The organism is Bacteroidota bacterium, from assembly GCA_019637975.1.
Taxonomy (GTDB): domain Bacteria; phylum Bacteroidota; class Ignavibacteria; order UBA10030; family UBA6906; genus CAADGV01.
The window spans coordinates 1-18470 of sequence record JAHBUR010000015.1 but is presented as its reverse complement, the minus strand read 5'-3'; the positions used below and the strand labels follow the sequence as shown (position 1 = coordinate 18470).

Below are 18470 nucleotides of genomic sequence, written 5' to 3'. Positions count from 1 at the left end.
TTCTCATCTCAGGTTGATGTCATCAGACTTTTTCCACTTCCACAATTTGCTGTCCCAAATGGCCTCGCCAAGCTTTACTTGAAGATCACAAGCAGGCTCAAGGAATCCCTCGAGCCGATTGACGGCTTCAGGAAAGTGTTCAAATGAATCAAGGCGGTTTCTGAGGAGAAAGGCACTCCATTGTCTTTGCTTTTCCTTGTCATTCTTGAATTCTTCGCTAAAGACTGCCGACCTGTCTTCTATAACGGTTTCTCTTTGCGAAAATGTCGTTCTCAGGGCTTCCGTCAGAACATTGAGTCTGAACGACCCCACCCACGCATGAAAGAGAATATCATAGATGTCTTTCATGCGACTGGAAATGATGTTCAGCTTTACGAGCGCCTGAAATTTCTCGGCTATGGAGGATTCAATCGAATACACCTGAAGGGTTGGCGTTGGCATGTCCAGTAACACCGGAAAATCCATCTGGATTGGACCTGCAACGATCTTGTCTCCGAAACCAACATCAAGTTGGATGACGTTTCGCGCACCATCCAGTGTTGCTTCAAGTTTTACCCGCACACCATTGTACTCTGCATCGTCGGTTATTCGCTCGACGCTCACGGTATCTGCGTTAAATCCCACAGCATCGTTTGATTCAATACGTGCTATCTCCCGGACAATCTTCTGAACACTCTCGGGATCATTCGACATTCCCTGCCCGAGGAAGTCAATATCCCTGGTGGGGCGGAGACGTGACATTTGATGCGCGAGCAGCAACAGTGCACCTTTGAGTATGAACGTAGATCTGTACGGAGAGATGGACAGTCGGTAGAGGAACCGTTCCTGAAAGTACTGCAGCAGCACAGCATTGAAATCACGGTTTGTCTGTTTAGCAATGTTCAGGAGCCGGGCTTTGACTGAAGCTCCAAGATTCTTGATCTCTTTGCCCCTCGCTCCCTCTTCGGTCTTCTTCACCCGGCAATTGCTTTCATATAGGGGATCATCACCGTCTTCACATGACAGATCGCCGCATACTCTCCCAGTTTTTTGATGTTGGCTTCCTTGAGCTTGAGATATGCCCGCAGTGCTTCAAGCGCAAGATCAAGGCCAAGTTTGTTTCTGTAGCGGAACATATCGCAGATGGTTTTTTCGCGATTGTAGATTCTGATTGTGCCGGCTTTTGCATTGATCTTCTCTATTCCGGGTGTATAGAAAGTGTCCGGAAAATAGAACACACGAATAGGTGGATAGCGAAGCATGAAACGATCTGTGTTGTGAGGTACGGCCACTGTTATTTCGGATGGGTTCAGCGTCGTGAGGGTGTGAAATTCCAGGGCGGATGAGAGACAGATGACAGCCGCTTTGTTTGCGTGGCAGACATCAACAAGTGTACTCCGTGAGTCCCACTTGTACTGTGTCAGCTTATACAGGCCGGGCTTTACTTTGTCGATGGCCCCATCCGAGAGCGCGCGTGCAATCTCACGGGTATGGATCCCTGCTGCTTTCATATCCGCCATTCGGGCATAGCCCTGATGGCTCTCAAAGAACTTAACTAGCTTGTCCATGGCTGTCCGAAATGGTTCGATTTCAAGGCAAATGATTATTATATGCCTTGTATTAGAACCAATATACTCTATTCTGAGACCAAAACAAGCAGAAAAGGAACCTTGATTTCACCAGAGGAAGGCCAACTAGGAAGAAGCAAGCACAGAACCGGACGGTGCACACAGGCATGACACCACCCCAATAACCATCGAAAATATCAGAGATGGTGGAGAACTGACCCGGGTATATCTGCAGTCTCAGAATGACAGGTAAGATAAAGGATCTGATGACGGGCCGCGACCTCCACAAACAGCCGCTTTGCCTCCGCAAGACGATCACCATCGAAGTTCACCAACGCATCGTCGAGCACGATCATTTGTCGTTCTTTGCCTGAGAGATGATCAACCAATGCGAGTCTTAGCGCGAGCGCGAGCTGGCCTTTTGCTCCTGTGCTAAGATCAGCCGGATCAACGTCGAGGGCGTTGTACCTGATGGATTGGACCTCAAGCGTGTCATCCAAGTTCACCTGTGAATATCGACCCGACGTTAGACGTGGGAGCGTCACTGACAGAATGTTTTTTATGGGCTCGCTCAGGTGCCGGGAAACCTCGATCTCCGCTTTCTCAAGAGTCTTCTCGAGAATTTGATATGCTTCATATTCAAGCAGGTTGGTTTGGTACGCGGCTCTCGTCTCTTGCAGTTCTGCTTCCTTAAGACGCACTGCGTCTGACGAGACTGAGGTCGCCTGCAAAGCCCCGGAGAGTCTGAGCAAGTCTGCTCTCGCTTTATCAAGAGATGCTTTGTTCTTTTCGAGTCGCTGTTTTTTCAAGAATACTTGGTCGTCGGATAACTCCATTTTCGGCGTCTCCTCAAAAGCAGCCTCTGCCTTGCTTGCTTCACGGGCAATCTCTTTTCTCTTTTGGTGGGCGGCTTCCACAGAGCCATGCCGTTCGATGAATCTCTTTGCATTTGAGTCAAGCTGAACGACCTCCGCACGCGCCGCTGCAACATCCACAACAACCTGGTCCCTTTGACGACGAAGATCATCAACGGGCTCACGGGATGTAGAGCCTCGATCCTGTGCACCTTTCTCTTGAACTTCCTTTCTCAGAGAGGTCACTGAGTTCTGGACGTCCTCCTTTGTTCTGCCTCGAAGAGCTCCACGCTTTTCAGTCTGAAGGGCATTCACGTCGGATTGAAGCTTTCGTTGCGCCTCATGTTTTTCAGCAAGCTGCGTTGCGGACACTGCTGTATGTCGGGTGAGGAGATCGTTCAATGAGCTTTCTGATTCCTGCAATTCTTTATGAAGGGTTACAGCACTTGTCACGCCGGAGGTGATCATCAATTGTATTGCATCCGGAAGGGTTAGACTTATTCTCTCATTTGCCCGGAATTCTTTGGTCTCATCCTTTTTGAGTGCCTCTGTATGCTCGGGCGCCGTGTCCTCAGCGATGTTGAGCTGCACGTCCCGAAGGCCCTTTGCCTCCACAGAAAGCTGTGCCGCTCTGAGTTCCGCTTGCTTGGTTGCGATCGACTTTTCAAGGGCACGGGCATTATCAACATCAGCCTTCGGGACCAGCTGCTCGGCTGCTTGTTTTTGCTGCAACAAACCAATCTTTGTTTCCAGGTTGGTGATGGTTTCAAGAAGCGCATCGTCTTCCTGCAATTGAGATCTCAGACGATTCACTTCTTCAGCCGATTGAGCTTTTGTCAGCAGCCTATCGAGTATTCCTTGTCGCTCTACCAGGTCGGCAATCGTCTTCCGCAGGGCCAATAGTCTGGCTTCGTCGTGTTGGTGGGAATCGATCTCTTCCTGAATCGTATCAAGAGCTGCATCAGTGGATTCCTTCAGTTTTCTTGCGGCGTTGTACTTCTCGATTGCAGCGAGAACATCCCCATCCTCTTTGATTTCGTTTTCCAATGTGGACGCTTGCACCGTGAGATGCTTGTGCCGCTGGATGTCAGTATCGAGCGAGGTGAGTCTGGTTCTCAGTTCTTTTGCCTCTGCTTCAAGTCGCTCAGCCTCCCTTCGGGAAAGCTCAAGAGGACCAGGATATGTCGCAGGACGTCCCCATCCAACTCCAATTGCTTTCCTTCTTACTTCAATGGAAGTTTTGATCGCTTCGATATCCCCATCGGCTTTCATGATCGTACTTTGCAGGGCCGTACGGATATCAGCTTCTGCATGAAGCAACTCTATCGTGTCTTCCAGTTCTCGTTGGGCAATCCAGAATGTCCGCTTGTGTGCATCCTCGCTCCCTACTCCAAGAGGAAGAAGCTTCGCCAGTTCTTCATTGATCTTATCTTTGTTGGTCGAGTCGAGACGGATTGCAGAACAGGATAGTCGGGCACGACGTGAACCCAGGAATTCCTTCTCAAGTTTGTATTCGTTTCCACCTGCAAGAAACTTGACTTCGACATAAGGGTCAGCCTCTGTTCCCCATGGCCGGAATTTGCCAACATCACGGCTGGCAGAGTCCGCATTTATAAAGAAGACAGCAGTCAGCGCTTCGAGAAACGTTGACTTGCCCGCTTCATTTAACCCAAAGATCACATTCAGCCCTTCACTGAAGTCAATGTCCAGGTTCAGGATAGTCTTGAAGTTCCTTATGGAGACGCTCTTCAGATACATCAGTCAAGAGTTCCTTTGAAGGCCTTGTAGGCAAGGGCAATTGCACGCTCGTACTTTGGTCGATCAGAAGGCGATGCCTGGTCTCGCTCCTTCTTCAAAAGAGAGAAGGAGGTTGCCGCAATACCACTCCTGGTGAATTGATTCAGGTCTGTCTCGTCGGGTTCAAGCATCAGGCCTTTGTCCTCGCAGCGAATGTACGCCACTCTGGATTGAAAATCGGCAACCAATGTATCGAGGGCTTCCCGGACTGCAATCGAGACAACTCCTTTAGGTTGCAACCTCAAAAGTATCATCTCTGGCTTTCGCAGCCCGGCCAACTTTGTTCTGACAGCTTCGATGTCTTGAACGGTTTTCACTTCGATGTCAACATCGACATACCCGTGTTGTGCCGTTGGAAAGGCCGTGACCTGTCTCCCTTTTTCCGACAACTCCACGAGGATAGCATGCCCACTCATCCGCTCGCCAAACCCAGTTGGCTCAGGCGTTCCCGAATAGTAGAATGGAGAATCAGGGGTTGTTGTGGGATCAGGATAAAGCGAATGCCAATGGCCGAGGGCGATGTAGTCCATCCCGAGATTCTTCAACTCATCGGCCGACATCGGGAAGTACTCGTCTTCTTCAGAGGTGCGACCGATGACTGATGGAATCGAGCCATGCAGGATAGCGACATGATACTTTGTACCCGGTTGTTTGCTGACCCATTTTGCCGGCGATTCGTTGGAGCGTGTTTCGAAGCATGGACTTGGATACAACGTGAGGTCAAGGTCTGGAACAACGGAGGGTTTGCGTTCCCTGAAAATGGTGATGTGCTGACTTAGCTTTGAGAACTCCTCAGTTTGATACACAGAGTTCGGACCAAAGTAATCGTGATTGCCAGGCAAGATGAAAACCCGCAACGGCCTTGCCTCTTCGAGAACACGGGCAACTCGATGGATGTACTTCTTTGAGACCTGGTTGGTCTCAAACATATCACCGGCGATCACCACGAAGTTGACTTGTTTCTCCAAGCCAAGACGCAGAATTGTCCGGAGTGATTCAACCCGGGCTTCCTGGAGTTGTTTGGCGAGCTTGCCTACACTCGAAGCGGTCATGCCGATTTGGAGATCGGCGGTGTGGAGGAATATCATTTAGTTCCCTGGCAACCTTTCAGGCGATGCGGTTGAATCGGTATCGTTTGTATATGTTCTGATTTGCGTACTCACCCTTGGATTCAGCCGCCATGAGACCATCGTACTCGTAAGAGGGAACGTCGAAATATTGATAGACTGTGCCATTCTTGAACTGTATCTCGAGAGTTCCATTGTCCGAGTCATATCCAACGGCCGAAATATGTGATGAATCAACGCCAATGCGTTCCATTTCATTTGTTCCTTGTTGGTTTTTTCTGCTCTCTCCAGTCGGTAACTATCCGCTTGTAATGGTCTTCCTTCTGCTCAAAGTTTTTCTTCCAACTGCCAACGACATCCGGATCGTTGCTATCCGGCCTCGGAGTAACCAAGGCGATTCTCACTCGAGTAGGTATTTGAATTCCTTCTCCCACTACAATTGCTTCACCAATCCTCAAGGAGGGCAAGAGCTCCATCAAACTTGTTAAGTTGTTCGGAGAAGCGGCCTGAACCTGAGCTTTGTCTGTACTGTTAGTGAGCCTAAGAGCGACAAATGTTCCAACTTGTGATAGAATAGTATCAGACACTTCAGACGGTCGTTGGCTAACGATCATAGCTCCGACACCGAACTTCCGTCCCTCTTTGAAGACCTTCTCCACAGCTTTTCTTGCAAAGCCGGAGACATGAGAAGCAGATTCTGTCTTTGGCAAATAGGAATGAGCCTCCTCGAACACCATGAGCAGGGGCCTTCCTTTACCAGTATATGCTTCATATCTTCCCCAGTACATACTATCAAAGACCATCCTTGTTATCAGTCCAACTGAGATGTCGATGAGTTCAAAAGGCACACCACTCAAGTCGAGAATCGTCAGTCGTCTTTCACTGTCGATCCATCCCTTTAGTAGAGAATCAATGTCCTGTTTCGTGCCATCATAATAATCGCCAGGGTGAAACATAAAATCAAACCGTGAATCTCGAAGTCGAGAGTAGATCTTGCCTATGTACGGATACATAGTCTGATTCTTGGACTTGAATGGAGCCGCTGCACCAATGGAATATGGCTCAAACGTCGCTCGCTTTAACTCTAATGCATTCCCTTCTTCTCTCAGTGCTTCTGTTGTCTGATCTTGTTGACTGGCATTGTTGTATGTGGCGTTTACTTCACGGTCAAACGTGTACCACATTTGCCTGATGTCAAACGGGACAGGAGAATCAGATGTGATTAGGTTTTGGTCAACAACCCCTGCCGTTAGCTTCGACGCGTTGGCCTTTTTAAGGTCAAGAATTTGTTCGCGTAGTCTCTTGTCCTCCGGTTTTTCTTCACCGGGCTTACGCCCAACTAAAAAGAACGCGAGCTCATCGAAAGTCATTGCCCAAAAGGGAATGTATAGTGGATTCTCTTCATCATCAATACGAAAAACGTTTGCACTATCGCTGAAGGCTGTGGCATATTCGCCGTGGGGGTCAACGAGAATTATTCTGGATCCTCTATAGTCTCTGAGGATTGATTTCACAAGGCCAGCGGTAGCGTTAGATTTCCCACTGCCAGTCGAACCAAGCACTGCTGTGTGCCGAAGAACGAGATTCTTCAAGTCGACAAAAACGGGTAGATGGGAAGAAGAAGAGTGTTTGCCGATCTCAACATAACCGTCTTCCCAGCCGCCGTACACCAGCTTGAGATCGTTTTCAGTGACTAAGTGTACTTCGTCGTTTATCGTAGGATACGTTCCCACACCCTTGATGAACTTCTCTCCCCCAAGTTGTTCTCCAAGGAGTTGAACTTGAATGAATCGTCGACCTGTGTCCGGGCCAACGATAACGGGTCCGGCCGAGACTGGTGAGTTGCTGACCGAGCTGACTATCCCATACAATGTCAAATGGCCAATAGGGAGTTTAACTAGAGTCCCAAGTTGTCCTATTCGATGGACTCGTCCTGAGATGATCGGAGCCGTAGATGGAATCTCAGTGGAGATCTCAACCTCAACAGCGTTGCTGCTGACGTTAATGACTGTTCCAAGATATGTGGGATCAATCTGCATGTCGCGTCCTAATCTCTTTTTCCACTTTTTCGGTTCTTCCAGAGCTAGTAACCAGAAATTGAACTAGTTCTTTGAATCCACAGATTGTCATCTTCTTACCAGCTTCGTCCCAATAGTCCTTGAGGTCTGAGTCGGCTGACGGAGTATGCCATTCGCCACTCTCAGCACCGATGAGTGCTTTTGTTGGCCCATACACGGAAAGGTTGGGGAACGGCCCTACAAGTTTCAGTAGATGGTCCACGCGATCGTCGTTGTATACAAAAGCACTGATGTGAAGCCGATTGTTTTCCTTCAAGCCATTGAATAAGATAGCATTCACATGGTCATCCGAGAAAGAATATCCACTAACTATGAACTGACACTCCTCTTCTAGTAAGTAGGTCTTCATTCTGTCAAAGTAGGCAATGAAGGGTTGCTTTCTTGACGACTCGTACTTGTCTTTGGATGGATAGATCACCAGTTCTCCAAAACCCTCACTAGGCCTCGTCATCATACCCATTCTCACCACGCGGTTGGAATAACCATCCTTCCCTACCTTCCAGAACCATCCTAAGGATCCATGCAACTTCCACAACCTCAACCAGGCTATCGGAGGAAATACAAGTTTGTTTTCAGGTTCAACGGTTTCTGCCATGAAGAACGGTTCATTTCCGCCAACGAACCCGTCGAAATATGGGATTTGAAGATTCTCAAGTGATCTCTCAAAGATCAGATCGTAGTTCGTTGTGAAAATCTCTTTCGTATGGTTTTTGTTCAACCAGTTGAGCCATACCATTAGCTTTTCCGTGAATTGAAGGTCGGCTCCTTTTTCTTTTGCCAGAATGATCTCGTAGATCTTGCCGCAAATTGCACTATCAATGTCCTTAGCCTCTTGCCCACAAATCTCCTCGTATTTCCGGTCTTTTGAGTCTTTTGTGAGTTGCCTGATCAGCCGCACCTGATTGAGGATATCCTCAACGTTCGGCTCAGCTTTTCCGTCTGCTGTCTTCAGAGTGCCAATGATCTTCTCCAACACCTTCTTGCGTTCAGCATCCATTGCACCCTGAATCATCGTTGTTAGCGATGCAATTCCAGGGATGCCGAGTGACATCGAAGCCCCGGCACCCAAGAAAAAACCAATCCTCCGCGAGAGGGCTAGTTGGTTTCTCAATTCGTCGACCTCCCGTTTCACATCAAACTTATTCACTTCTGCCATTTGTTCCTCCAAGGTTCAAATTGAATTCAGCCATCAAGGTCGAGGGTCGGAAAATCATAGGCGGTATGTCTTTCTGAGCCATTCCAGAACCGTCCAGGTAGCCTGCAAATCTTCCTGGTTATATCTTAGAATATCATTCATGATTTGTTTTCGCTGGTTCTCGTCTCGTGTCTCTACAGCTCGCACATATTGAACGATGGACCAGTTTCCTCCGAATTCATCCATCGTCCGCTCGAATCCGGCTCTCTTCTCAAGAGCTTTCAGGCTGTAGCTATGCTCCGGCAGAACGAGTGCCTCCTTTATGATCTTGAAGAGGTCAACACAGTTCTTCAGCACTCTGACTGCGATCTTGTTCGGATCACCGTGGCGGTTGATGTAAGTGTGGAGTTTAGTGGTTTCGTAGTGGGTATAGTGAAGGAACGGGATGTCTCCGTATGCCTTGAAGATGGACTCCGAGTTTTCCAAAAACGTGCACCAACCTTCCTTGTCGCCGTCGACACCAAACGTTGCCAGAGCAGGTTTGAACTCTCCAGGCTTCCGTCCAAAAACCTGAGTTCCCCACAAATACACTTTGTCTAGCTCGCTGAATTGTGAGGTAGACCTCAAGGCCTCAACATCACCATGTTGGCAGCTTTGGGGGCAATGCAAGGGGAGCAATGAGCTTTTCCTGATTGTGCTTCTCAGTGCTCCTGCCTGGAGGAGGATTCTCGCGGCTGATCCTCCTACACGTACCATTTTGTCGCCGCGTGGCTTCTTCAGTTCGCTGAGAGAGTGTTCATCAAAGCGATTCAACAGGTCACCTATACTCAGCACCCCTGATTGCCGGAGTGCAAGAGCAGTGCTTTGGTCAAGTTCATATACGGTAGCCACATCCTGAGAAGCCTTCGCAATGTCCCAGCATCGATCCTTGTATTGACACTGACTGCACTTGGACCACCCCACTGGAGAATACGGTTCCTCCGATTGAGAAGAGAGGCGTTGAATGTGGGAAAGTGTCTCGAGTGCCTTGCTCCCTACTGTATACTCAAGTTTCTTCAGTGTTTCATCGCCAAGATAAACCTCAAGACATGAAGGCTTCCTGTGAAAAGTCTCTTCGAAGAGCCACCCATACAACTCAACTTGTCGAAGAATCTCCGGGTGACTATCCTCATCCGCGTGGCGAGATAGTTTGCATTCACGGATCTTATAGGTCTCGCCATCAGCTATGAGAAAGTCGGGAATGCCAATTACTTCTACTCCACCCGGGGCGAGATGAGAGCGAAGCACACCCTGGTAAATTATCTGAACACCTTTGGACACAGCTTCATGTGTTTTGAGAATCCGTTCTTCGAGACTGCCATCGGAAAGATCCAAATGGTTCGGAAATGTGGCAAGATGATTGCGTTCATGCCGCTGGCCCAGCTCTTCGATGAGTTTTTCGAATTCACTCTTCTCTCGCCCCACCACTCCGTGTGCATCAAGGTAAACCCGCCGATCGCACTTGCTGGGGCGGAACAACGAATAGATAGACGATGCAGAAAGGGGCTGTTGATTGGATATCATTCTGCTAACACGCTTTGGATTCACAGGCAATCACGACTTTATCTTCGCTTTGTCTTTGACCTCGACAACAAGTCCATCGGCTTTCCTCCTCATGCTCATCTGTTGTCTATCACGAAACAGATTGTACACCCAATTGAATACAAGTGGGTTCTTTGACCGGTAGTCGAATACTCTATCCTGAATCACAACAGATTGCAGTCGAACATCTTGATCTGAAATCGATCCATTCAGGGCCTTCTCCCAAAGGACCTCAATATTCTTCAACAGATGATCCAAGTTTCTTGACGCTTCACTCTGCTTCTGGATTTCACGGACACCCCATAGGATTGCCGGTGTCAACGGAGCTACAACTGTCAGGATAAATCCTTCCACAGTCATTCCGCTCGCAATGGCAATGCTAAGCACGAAAACGGTCACTCCAATGAGCGTGATCCACACCCACGACTTGAATCTTCTCCTAAGACTCGAATCCCACCAACAACTCGCCCTTTGACCTTGAGACGAGTCTGCTGCTTTTCAAGATAGAGCGCATCCAGTAATGCGACAGCGAAGGCATAGAAAACCAGCCACACCTTGAGGTTAGGTTTTGACTCGACAAGGATGGACCAGACAACGGCACCCATTATCGTGAGCGTGAACTGCACGCCAAGAATTCTCTTTGCTTTGCTGTAGACACTGCTTGAAGCCGCAAGTAAACATATTTGCTCAGGCAAGTTTTGCCGAGTTGCAAGGCCTGACTCTTGGTTGATATTACCTTCCATGGAAGTCACCCAATCCCGTATCTACGGGGGAACTTATCGTTGAACACGATGTTCCAGTGTCGCTTTGCCTCTTCAAGGTCCCCCTCTTTGGCCGCGGACAAGGCCGCCTTTGCTTGATCGCGTGAGTAGATAACAGAATTGAGGGCAGATTCTCTTTGGCTGTCACTCCTCGTCGCACCGATGTTTCCTGAAATTCCGAGAGGATCACGCAGACCCTGGCATTGCCTTTCTGCCAGAAGCTGAAGCGTCTCAGTGATACATTGAGCGTAGCTTTTTACACCAACGCACACTGCGTTCGCGGCCAGCAGCATCTCTATATGAAACGAGGAGAGAGGAACCTGCGGGGTTCTGCACAACCTCCAAAACTTGATCAGTTGAGCCGTCTTTCGAAGCTTGCCGGCGCTTTTCTCATTTGCTTTTACGAGGTAAGCATTGTGAGTTGGTGGACTGGTCTTCATCCACCAACCGGAGCCGTCTGGCATCAGATATCTAGGTCTCATCGGTATCCACCCTTCAAAGATAACAGGCACTACGTCAACACTGATACCACTCGATGAAAAGAACACGACGATTGCGTGAACGTCACGGTAAATATTCGTTGCAGGAAACCGCTGTTGAAGTTCTGCCTTCAAGTTTGATAGCACTGTATCTGAGGACATGTAGCTGCCGCCACGTCGGGCTTCATCACGAGACAACAACATAAACATGTCAATGTCGCTGTAACCGCGTATGTACGTCTGCCGCGCAAAGCTTCCAGCAATCATAGATTTCTTCAAATTGAAAGAGGATTCAATTCTTGTTTTGATCCTTGCTGCGTGACCTCTTGCGGAGGATGTCTCTCCAGAAGTAGGCTGAATTCCTGCAATAAGCCTTTGAAACAGATTAGCAATCCTTGATTGGGTGGCAATCGGAAAAGAGAGGCCAGTCATTTATTTTCTCCATTTACCAGTGTCCGAACAACTTGGTAAGTCGATATAACATCAAAATACCTCGCCCCATATTCCGCTTTCAGCAGCTCCTCGCTTAAGAACCGATCATGCTTCTCCGTGATCTTGTTGGCCACATAGCCGGCAAGCTCAACAGGAGAAGGAGGCTCAACGGCAACCTTCGATTCGAGGAAGGCCCGGATATCATCTTCCGAAGCATCAGAGACATGAAGAGCGACTCCTTCTTGCGAGACCTTGAATCCACCTGAAAGGAGTAGCGCCGCCACAGTATTCATGACGAGACTTCCTTTCCAAAGGAAGATCAGTATGTCATTTCCTAAGGGAAGGAGCCAGCGTTTGTCCAACTCGAATCGGCGGAAGCTGTCGCGACCTTCCCTCAGCAGTTCACGGCCGGTGGTGTTAAGAAAGATGGGCATACCGGCACCGAGATAGACAGCCTTCATCTCCTGCACCACGGCATCGTGCATCAGACCAATTGACCCACTGAACTTTGGAGGTCGCCCCCCACGTGAAGGCTTCACCTCGACGAGTCGTCGCTCCTCGTCAACGCTTATCACCTTCCAACGTTTGCCCGCAAAGATCAGGTAGGCTCCATCGAAGAGAGGATAGTTGACCGGTAGTGAACCGAGCCGTTTGCTACCGTGAACGATAGTGTACTCTTCCGCTGTCGAAAACGCGGCGTAGAAGCTATAGTGGTTCACCATTCTCTCACCCGCCATTCCAAGAATGAGCGTGCCATCACTTGCCTGGGTGATGAGGTCGTTCTTGCCCAGACTTCTTAGAAACTCGGCAAACATCTGTCGATTGATGTCTTTGAATGGGCCACGCTCGCACAGAACCCTCCATGCATTGCTTGCATTGATGCCACCGTACTGAGCAATCAACGACAAGACTTGCTGAACGAGCGTCGACAGATGCAGTCGCCCTGTAATCGGAGGCTCGCACCATCCGCGAATCAGAAGATTCACCATTGCAATCGACTGCACAAGATTGGTACGCAGTAGATCCTCCAGTGGAGTGTGCTGGTCAATCGCATCCTCTTGAATATAGACCCGCATGATTGCCGGTTGTCCGCGACGCCCGGATCGTCCCAGACGTTGACGCAAGCTGGCGACGGTTGGTGGCGGACCGATTTGGGCAATGCTGCTGACAGAGCCGATATCGATTCCCATTTCCAATGTCGTTGTGCATACGGCGGTTGTTGGTTGTGTTCGCTCTTTGAGCATGCGCTCTACGTCCTCGCGTAGATCCTTCGAGAGACTCCCATGATGTGGCCAGAACTCATTTGGGACTGCTGAATCCTCGCACAGTCGGCGCAAGAGATCGGCGTAGACCTCGACATCTGCACGGCGGTTAGCAAACGCAAGGTTTGTTTGTCCTCGCAGCGTGCGAAACAAGTGGTGTGCAATTTCAATTGTGCTGCCATCTTCAGGTATGTCCTCTTCGTGCCCGGTGAGCTCGTCATCATGAACGACAGGAATGACTGGCCGCTCGACGCGGTAACCCCTCACCTGGAGTTGAACCTCCTGCCGGTTGCGCGTCGAACTGATGAGTTTGCACGGGAAATCACCCGGCGAACGGAGAAAGTCTGCCGCGAGTTTCATATCGCCGAGAGTTGCACTCAATGCAATTCGGGGTATGTGCCGCTTTGTGCACAGATCGAGCCGGGCAAGCAGGGACTGTAGCTGCCTGCCACGCTCCATGCCGATGAAAGAATGAAGCTCATCCACGACGACATACTTGAGTCCTTTGAAGACAGTCTGGATGGTCGGTCCCCTGTTGACAAAGAGTGCTTCAAGGGATTCAGGTGTGATCAGGAGAATGCCGGATGGATTGTTGATCACTTTCTCCTTGCGCGATTGTGCAATGTCGCCATGCCATGCAGAGACAGGTATCTCAAGGTGTTCACAAAATCCGGACAGTCGATCGTGTTGGTCGTTAATCAGGGCCTTTAGCGGACTGATGTAGATGGCCTGAACACTCTCGTCAGTAGAATCAATTAGAGAAGAACAGATGGGGAGAAACGCTGCCTCGGTTTTGCCGGATGCCGTTGCTGCGGAAATGATGACATCGGTTTGGCCGCCGAGGATGGGCTCAATAGCTTCCTCTTGGGCATCGCGCAATTCATCCCACCCCTGCTGCCAGATCCATCGCTGCACCTTTTCATGCAACAACAGAAAAGCCTTGGACTCCGTAGCCTGGTCTATGTTGTCAGAGTTGGAATTTGCTGAGCTCGTCATTGCCGGATTCTTTCGGTACGCTACCCAAAGTCGGGAGAACATCAGGGATTTCGTCGTCAAGCCCGCTCAACTGCTCCGCTCCGGTGTCAGCATCGACATTCACGCTTTCGATCAGGTTCTGCCATGAGAGCTGCCCGTTCTGTTCGAGGACTGCGAGCAGATCAATGAATGCCCGTATTGTGTTGCGTGGTGTGCGAAAGTACGCGTCACCGATCTTCTTTGAACAATGGTCCATGAAGGCCTTGAGCGCTTCGTCGGGAACAAGGAATTTCGCGGGGTCACTTGTTGCATAGACAAGCCGGAGCTTCATCAGCAAGACATACAAATCCTCCTGCGTCAAGCTTGCGAGACGAATAACAGGCCCGGTAAAATCCTGAACACCTGCGGCATTAGCAAATGTGTTCTCGGCGAGACGAGATTGGAGTGCCTGATAACTGAAGAGACCTCTACGCGTATCCATCAGAAAATCGGGGGTACCACAGAGAACAATACCGAGTCCGACTGCGACACCTTGCAGGCAGTCGTTGAGGATTCTGAGAATCTGCTCATAGTTTGCATTGCGGGCCTGCGTGTTTGCCATTTTATAGAGGTTTACGAGTTCGTCGAGGCCGACCAGAAAGCCTGCGTACCCGGAAAGGCGAACAAAACGAGCCATGAGCTTGAGCTGATCATAGATGTTCGCGTCATCGATGATCGTGCGAACACCAAGAGCATTGCGTGCGTCCGTTTTCGTGGAGAACTCTGCTCGAAGCCACCGGACGGCGTCCGATTTCAGTTGGTCATTTCCCGAATCGTGGCCTTTCCAATAAAGTGAGATCACCTGAGCGAAGTCGTATCCGCCGACCATTTCAGAGAGTTGTTGCAGGCGATCTTGTATCACCGACTCCACTGGCTTTGATTGTTCTCTCGCTTCAGTAAGTGCAGATGTCACGAATCTCTCTACCACGGCTGCAAGAGCGCCACCTTCGGGTTTCGTACGAGTTGCAAGATTGCGCATCAGCTCAGCGTAGAGATTCCGGGATTGTCCTCCCGTTGCATGGATACGACGGTCCGGAGTGAGGTCGGCATGTGCGGTAACGAAACCCTTTTCAAACGCAACTGTGCGAATAAGGTGAAGAAAAAAGGTTTTACCGGCGCCATAGTCTCCGATGACAAAGCGAATAGAAGAGCCACCGTCACTGACTGATTCAAGGTCTTTCATCAGTGATTGGATTTCTTGCGCACGTCCGACCTGTATGTGATGGAGGCCGGTCCGAGGAACGACACCTGCTCGAATGGACTGGAGAATTGCGTCCCGATCTTTGGGCCTAACGCGTACCGGGTCGCTCATGCATGTACCTCCTTTGCAATATCCTGGTTGAGTTGAAGCGAGTCACTCAAGTCAAACAACAAATCCCCATGTTTCTCGATGGCAGCTGTGTTGATGGTCTCGATTGCGCCATCCGGCAACACATGATACTCTGAACATAGTGATTCGAGATCATCTCTTGACCAATCAGATTTCATGAGAAGTCGGGTAAGAAGTGATGAATGTGTCGGGTCCAGTCCGAGCACTGATTTTCTTTCTGCGGATGTACGCGCTGGAGCAGGCATACTGACACGGTCCACTTCCTCTTCGACGAACACAGACGCAAGCAGTTGTTGAACCTGGTGAGTTTCCCGTAACGTCCGCTCGATTGCCTCAACACTGAGGGCAACGCCGGATGGCCGGCCTGACTTTGATACAACTGACGGTTTTGGAATCGAGCGACCTGACGATTCAGTATCAGGCTGGAGAATTGTCGCGGGCAATTCGTCCGGTCGTGTTTGCGCAGCGTGGAGGTCCGAGAAGAGAGTGTCCGGATCAAGCTCAAGGAGCTTGTATATTCTCGTGAGAATCTTCACCTCGGCCGGGTCTATCCGGTTGTCCGCATTCGCAACAAGCAGCATGAGCCGGACTGCTGATTGTCGTTGTGGAATGGACCACGTTGAGAGTCGCTTCTTCAGCCCGGTAAGGTCGGGAGATACACGCATCAGCCATTGCAAGTAGGCACTCAACCTCTCACGCTCGGGGGTGGACAGGTCAAGGACAGATTCAATATGTCGTTCCAGGATTTGCTCTTCAGCGGGGGTAACTGTCCCGTCTGCCGAAACCACGGTGGCACAAAGACGCATGATCAACGATGCCGTTTTGTAGGCCTCTGTTGGTGCTGACGGAAGGACACCCTCCGCTTTGAAGAGAACGCATTTCCCGTCTGTTTCGATTGGGTCTGATGTGAACCGTGGGTCCGGCTCAAGGCCATAGCCGAGTTTAGCAAGCAGTTGAGCAATCGTTAAGGCATCTGATTTCTGAAACTTTGCTTGATTGAGCAGCGAGAAAATTTCGAGGAGGGTCTTTGCTTCGACCACCGTGAGCGTCTCATTTCCGAGTGATGAGGCGAGCCACGCTCTGAGCCGAAGGAGTTGAGGGGCCTGCGACCCGGCGAGTAACTCGGCAGGAAGAAGTCCAAGGGCGGACAAAGTTGGTTCCGCGTTCTTTCCGAGATATCGGCTGTAAGCATCGAGTTCATCAGTGCACTTCTCAGCTATCTCTTTCAATTTGATAAGCGGCCATTTGAGCGCCGTAATGTCTGGCGCGTCCTTTGCCTCCAACACAACCGGTGCTTGAAATGCGGAGCTTGCAGGTCGGTACTCAAATCTGAGTGGCGTCTTGTTGGGCTTGATGATCAAGCCAGCGCCAAACTCCGACCGATAGCGTATCTGGAAAAGTCTTATGAACTCAGCGCGACATCGGCGCGCAGGTGTACGAGGATAGAACTCAAGAGAGTTCTCAAGCCAGGAGAGCGCCCATTCCGGCGGAATGGGTTTGTTGTCCATTGCAAATTCAGAGAGGGCTGTCTTGAGCGATAATGGATATCCAGAAGTCCACGCCTTCTCCGGCGGCCGGATTTGAGTGCTTTCGGGCATGTAGAGATACTGGCATACCTCTGCAAACTTTGAGGCATAGCTGTGAAAAGAAGAATTCTCTCCGTACAATTCAGTGAGCCTCTCCACTTCAGCAATAATAGCAGGTGCTTCGGCCTTGGCCTGTTCCGAAGTCTTAGCGTCCACAAGCAGCCGGCGCTCCAACCCGTAGAAAAAGAGAAAAACATAGCCAATACTTATCGAAGGATCTGAGCGACCACCGGCAAGCCATGCGAGATACATTGCTCTATCCTCAGGCGCAATACGATTGTACGAAGGCCAGTAGCCAAGGTCTCTTGGCAGCACATCAACGGAGGGTGGATGAACCGGAAGATCCCAATCGATCATTGAAGGCTCAATGGATGCACTCCAAGAACTGTTCTCGTATGCATGGCCAGTGTAGAAAAGGCCGCCCCGTATTCTGTAGCCTGAGACTATGACTTCTTCATCTTTCCTTATCCATGAAATTACCGGTTGCCGGGTTCTGGCTTGTTTCTGTGGCAGAGGCTTAGAGGGCTGTGAAAACGAGGTTGTATTGGTGTGTCTTGTCTTCCGAGACCCTGTCGATGATCCCAGTTTCGCAAGGACAAGAATGATGATGAAAATAATGAGTAGTGCAACTTCCATATTATGCTCTCACGGCAGAGAAGTAAGAGGTTACCACAAGGAGGTTACATACATCGGGACTATAGGTATCGAAGTGGTTTAACATCCGATCACCTTCAGCAGATACAATCATTCGAAAGCAGACATTCGCCAGAGATTGGGGAAATCACCGGCCCATGTTTATGGTAAATCCCAGAATTGAGGAAGGGTCAATTCTGTATAACAGTAACAAGAAGGGACGTGAGAAGCAACTGAATATCCTCCGTGCAATGAGCTTGTGGCCCAAGAATGGCGACCGATTGGCAATGATCAGTCTCTGGATTTGCTGGGCTGATTATTTTGCTCGATTCGGGCCTTCAGCAAAAAACTCGGCGAGATTCGTGGCCGGGCTTCATCATCGCAGACTTATGGGGCACCAACTTCATAACGGCGACTTTTCTGTGAGCGATCAGGGCTTACTACCATAAGGCATGTGCAAGGGGGTTTGCGCCCCATCACTTTTGTTGTCAGAACATCGTCCGTTTGGATCAGAAGTGGGTTAGGCATTGTTGAGATTTCGCCATAGATTCATTACAATTCTCCAGTACTTGCTTGAGGAAGGGAAACTGACACGTCCGACCAATGCAGCCTTGCTGAGAACGGAACTGGCCGGGAGCAAGGGGAAAGATAGCAGTGCGACAACCCGATGCATCGTTCCTTCGAGAAATCCAAAAGGCGAAGAAGGCTCTCGTCGAGGCAAGACTACGAAGCAAGCAGGGGAAGAACTCGGCGGCGCGCATGCGATACCGATATGCCATCGACACATGGAAGAGTGTTGTTATACACCACTCCATTTTCCAGCGTGATCTTGAGAACGCCATACCTCAGGCGGCACAGGCGCGCCGACGTGGTTTGCACCGTTTCAATTCCACTTTGGTTCGATTCAAACCTTC

The 18470-nt window shown here is 49.9% G+C and carries 14 protein-coding genes and 1 pseudogene; 1 reads left to right on the top strand and 14 read right to left on the bottom strand.

Annotated features, from left to right (window positions below):
- Positions 1-3: 3 nt before the first annotated feature.
- The 14 genes and pseudogenes from KF749_09975 to KF749_09910 all read right to left on the bottom strand — a co-directional run bounded on the left by KF749_09975 (position 4) and on the right by KF749_09910 (position 17559).
- Positions 4-957, bottom strand: coding sequence for a nucleotidyl transferase AbiEii/AbiGii toxin family protein (locus KF749_09975; GenBank protein MBX2991481.1), 954 nt, complete (start codon positions 955-957; stop codon positions 4-6).
- Entirely contained in the window at positions 954-1547 is a 594-nt protein-coding gene (locus KF749_09970) for a type IV toxin-antitoxin system AbiEi family antitoxin domain-containing protein (protein MBX2991480.1), read from the bottom strand. The genes KF749_09975 and KF749_09970 overlap by 4 nt, the downstream gene beginning before the upstream one ends.
- 197 nt (positions 1548-1744) lie before the next feature.
- Positions 1745-4159, bottom strand: a complete 2415-nt coding sequence (locus KF749_09965) for an AAA family ATPase (GenBank protein MBX2991479.1) — start codon at positions 4157-4159, stop codon at positions 1745-1747.
- Positions 4159-5286, bottom strand: a complete 1128-nt coding sequence (locus KF749_09960) for a DNA repair exonuclease (protein MBX2991478.1) — start codon at positions 5284-5286, stop codon at positions 4159-4161. Before KF749_09960 ends, KF749_09965 begins: the two co-directional genes overlap by 1 nt.
- Before the next feature lie 19 nt (positions 5287-5305).
- Complete coding sequence (locus KF749_09955) at positions 5306-5518, bottom strand: KTSC domain-containing protein (protein MBX2991477.1); 213 nt, start codon at positions 5516-5518, stop codon at positions 5306-5308.
- A 1-nt stretch (position 5519) separates the two neighbouring features.
- Positions 5520-7304, bottom strand: coding sequence for an ATP-binding protein (locus KF749_09950; protein MBX2991476.1), 1785 nt, complete (start codon positions 7302-7304; stop codon positions 5520-5522).
- Positions 7294-8499: an SIR2 family protein gene (locus tag KF749_09945; protein ID MBX2991475.1), complete on the bottom strand. Its 1206-nt coding sequence runs from the start codon at positions 8497-8499 to the stop codon at positions 7294-7296. The genes KF749_09950 and KF749_09945 overlap by 11 nt, the downstream gene beginning before the upstream one ends.
- A 54-nt stretch (positions 8500-8553) precedes the next feature.
- Positions 8554-10041, bottom strand: a complete 1488-nt coding sequence (locus tag KF749_09940; GenBank protein ID MBX2991474.1) for a TM0106 family RecB-like putative nuclease — start codon at positions 10039-10041, stop codon at positions 8554-8556.
- Between the two features lie 30 nt (positions 10042-10071).
- Positions 10072-10536: pseudogene (locus KF749_09935) on the bottom strand (hypothetical protein).
- Positions 10455-10802 carry a hypothetical protein gene (locus tag KF749_09930; protein ID MBX2991473.1) on the bottom strand — a complete coding sequence of 116 codons (348 nt, stop codon included), beginning with the start codon at positions 10800-10802 and terminating at the stop codon, positions 10455-10457. The pseudogene KF749_09935 and the gene KF749_09930 overlap by 82 nt, the downstream one beginning before the upstream one ends.
- Positions 10803-10807: 5 nt before the next feature.
- Positions 10808-11731 (bottom strand): nucleotidyltransferase, encoded by a 924-nt coding sequence (locus KF749_09925; GenBank protein MBX2991472.1) that lies wholly within the window; start codon positions 11729-11731, stop codon positions 10808-10810.
- Entirely contained in the window at positions 11728-13989 is a 2262-nt protein-coding gene (locus KF749_09920; GenBank protein MBX2991471.1) for a DEAD/DEAH box helicase, read from the bottom strand. Before KF749_09920 ends, KF749_09925 begins: the two co-directional genes overlap by 4 nt.
- Positions 13961-15319 carry an ATP-binding protein gene (locus KF749_09915; protein MBX2991470.1) on the bottom strand — a complete coding sequence of 453 codons (1359 nt, stop codon included), beginning with the start codon at positions 15317-15319 and terminating at the stop codon, positions 13961-13963. The genes KF749_09920 and KF749_09915 overlap by 29 nt, the downstream gene beginning before the upstream one ends.
- Positions 15316-17559 (bottom strand): TerB N-terminal domain-containing protein, encoded by a 2244-nt coding sequence (locus KF749_09910; GenBank protein ID MBX2991469.1) that lies wholly within the window; start codon positions 17557-17559, stop codon positions 15316-15318. Before KF749_09910 ends, KF749_09915 begins: the two co-directional genes overlap by 4 nt.
- A 651-nt stretch (positions 17560-18210) precedes the next feature.
- Here KF749_09910 and KF749_09905 point away from each other — a divergent pair.
- Positions 18211-18470: hypothetical protein (locus KF749_09905; GenBank protein MBX2991468.1), on the top strand; the 260-nt coding region annotated here is incomplete at its 3' end.

Bases quoted from the DNA above. Each gene is read 5' to 3' on its own strand.
- KF749_09970 (MBX2991480.1), bottom strand. From the start codon at position 1,547: ATGGACAAGCTAGTTAAGTTCTTTGAGAGCCATCAGGGCTATGCCCGA.
- KF749_09965 (MBX2991479.1), bottom strand. From the start codon at position 4,159: ATGTATCTGAAGAGCGTCTCCATAAGGAACTTCAAGACTATCCTGAAC.
- KF749_09960 (MBX2991478.1), bottom strand. From the start codon at position 5,286: ATGATATTCCTCCACACCGCCGATCTCCAAATCGGCATGACCGCTTCG.
- KF749_09955 (MBX2991477.1), bottom strand. From the start codon at position 5,518: ATGGAACGCATTGGCGTTGATTCATCACATATTTCGGCCGTTGGATAT.
- KF749_09950 (MBX2991476.1), bottom strand. From the start codon at position 7,304: ATGCAGATTGATCCCACATATCTTGGAACAGTCATTAACGTCAGCAGC.
- KF749_09945 (MBX2991475.1), bottom strand. From the start codon at position 8,499: ATGGCAGAAGTGAATAAGTTTGATGTGAAACGGGAGGTCGACGAATTG.
- KF749_09940 (MBX2991474.1), bottom strand. From the start codon at position 10,041: ATGATATCCAATCAACAGCCCCTTTCTGCATCGTCTATCTATTCGTTG.
- KF749_09930 (MBX2991473.1), bottom strand. From the start codon at position 10,802: ATGGAAGGTAATATCAACCAAGAGTCAGGCCTTGCAACTCGGCAAAAC.
- KF749_09925 (MBX2991472.1), bottom strand. From the start codon at position 11,731: ATGACTGGCCTCTCTTTTCCGATTGCCACCCAATCAAGGATTGCTAAT.
- KF749_09920 (MBX2991471.1), bottom strand. From the start codon at position 13,989: ATGACGAGCTCAGCAAATTCCAACTCTGACAACATAGACCAGGCTACG.
- KF749_09915 (MBX2991470.1), bottom strand. From the start codon at position 15,319: ATGAGCGACCCGGTACGCGTTAGGCCCAAAGATCGGGACGCAATTCTC.
- KF749_09910 (MBX2991469.1), bottom strand. From the start codon at position 17,559: ATGGAAGTTGCACTACTCATTATTTTCATCATCATTCTTGTCCTTGCG.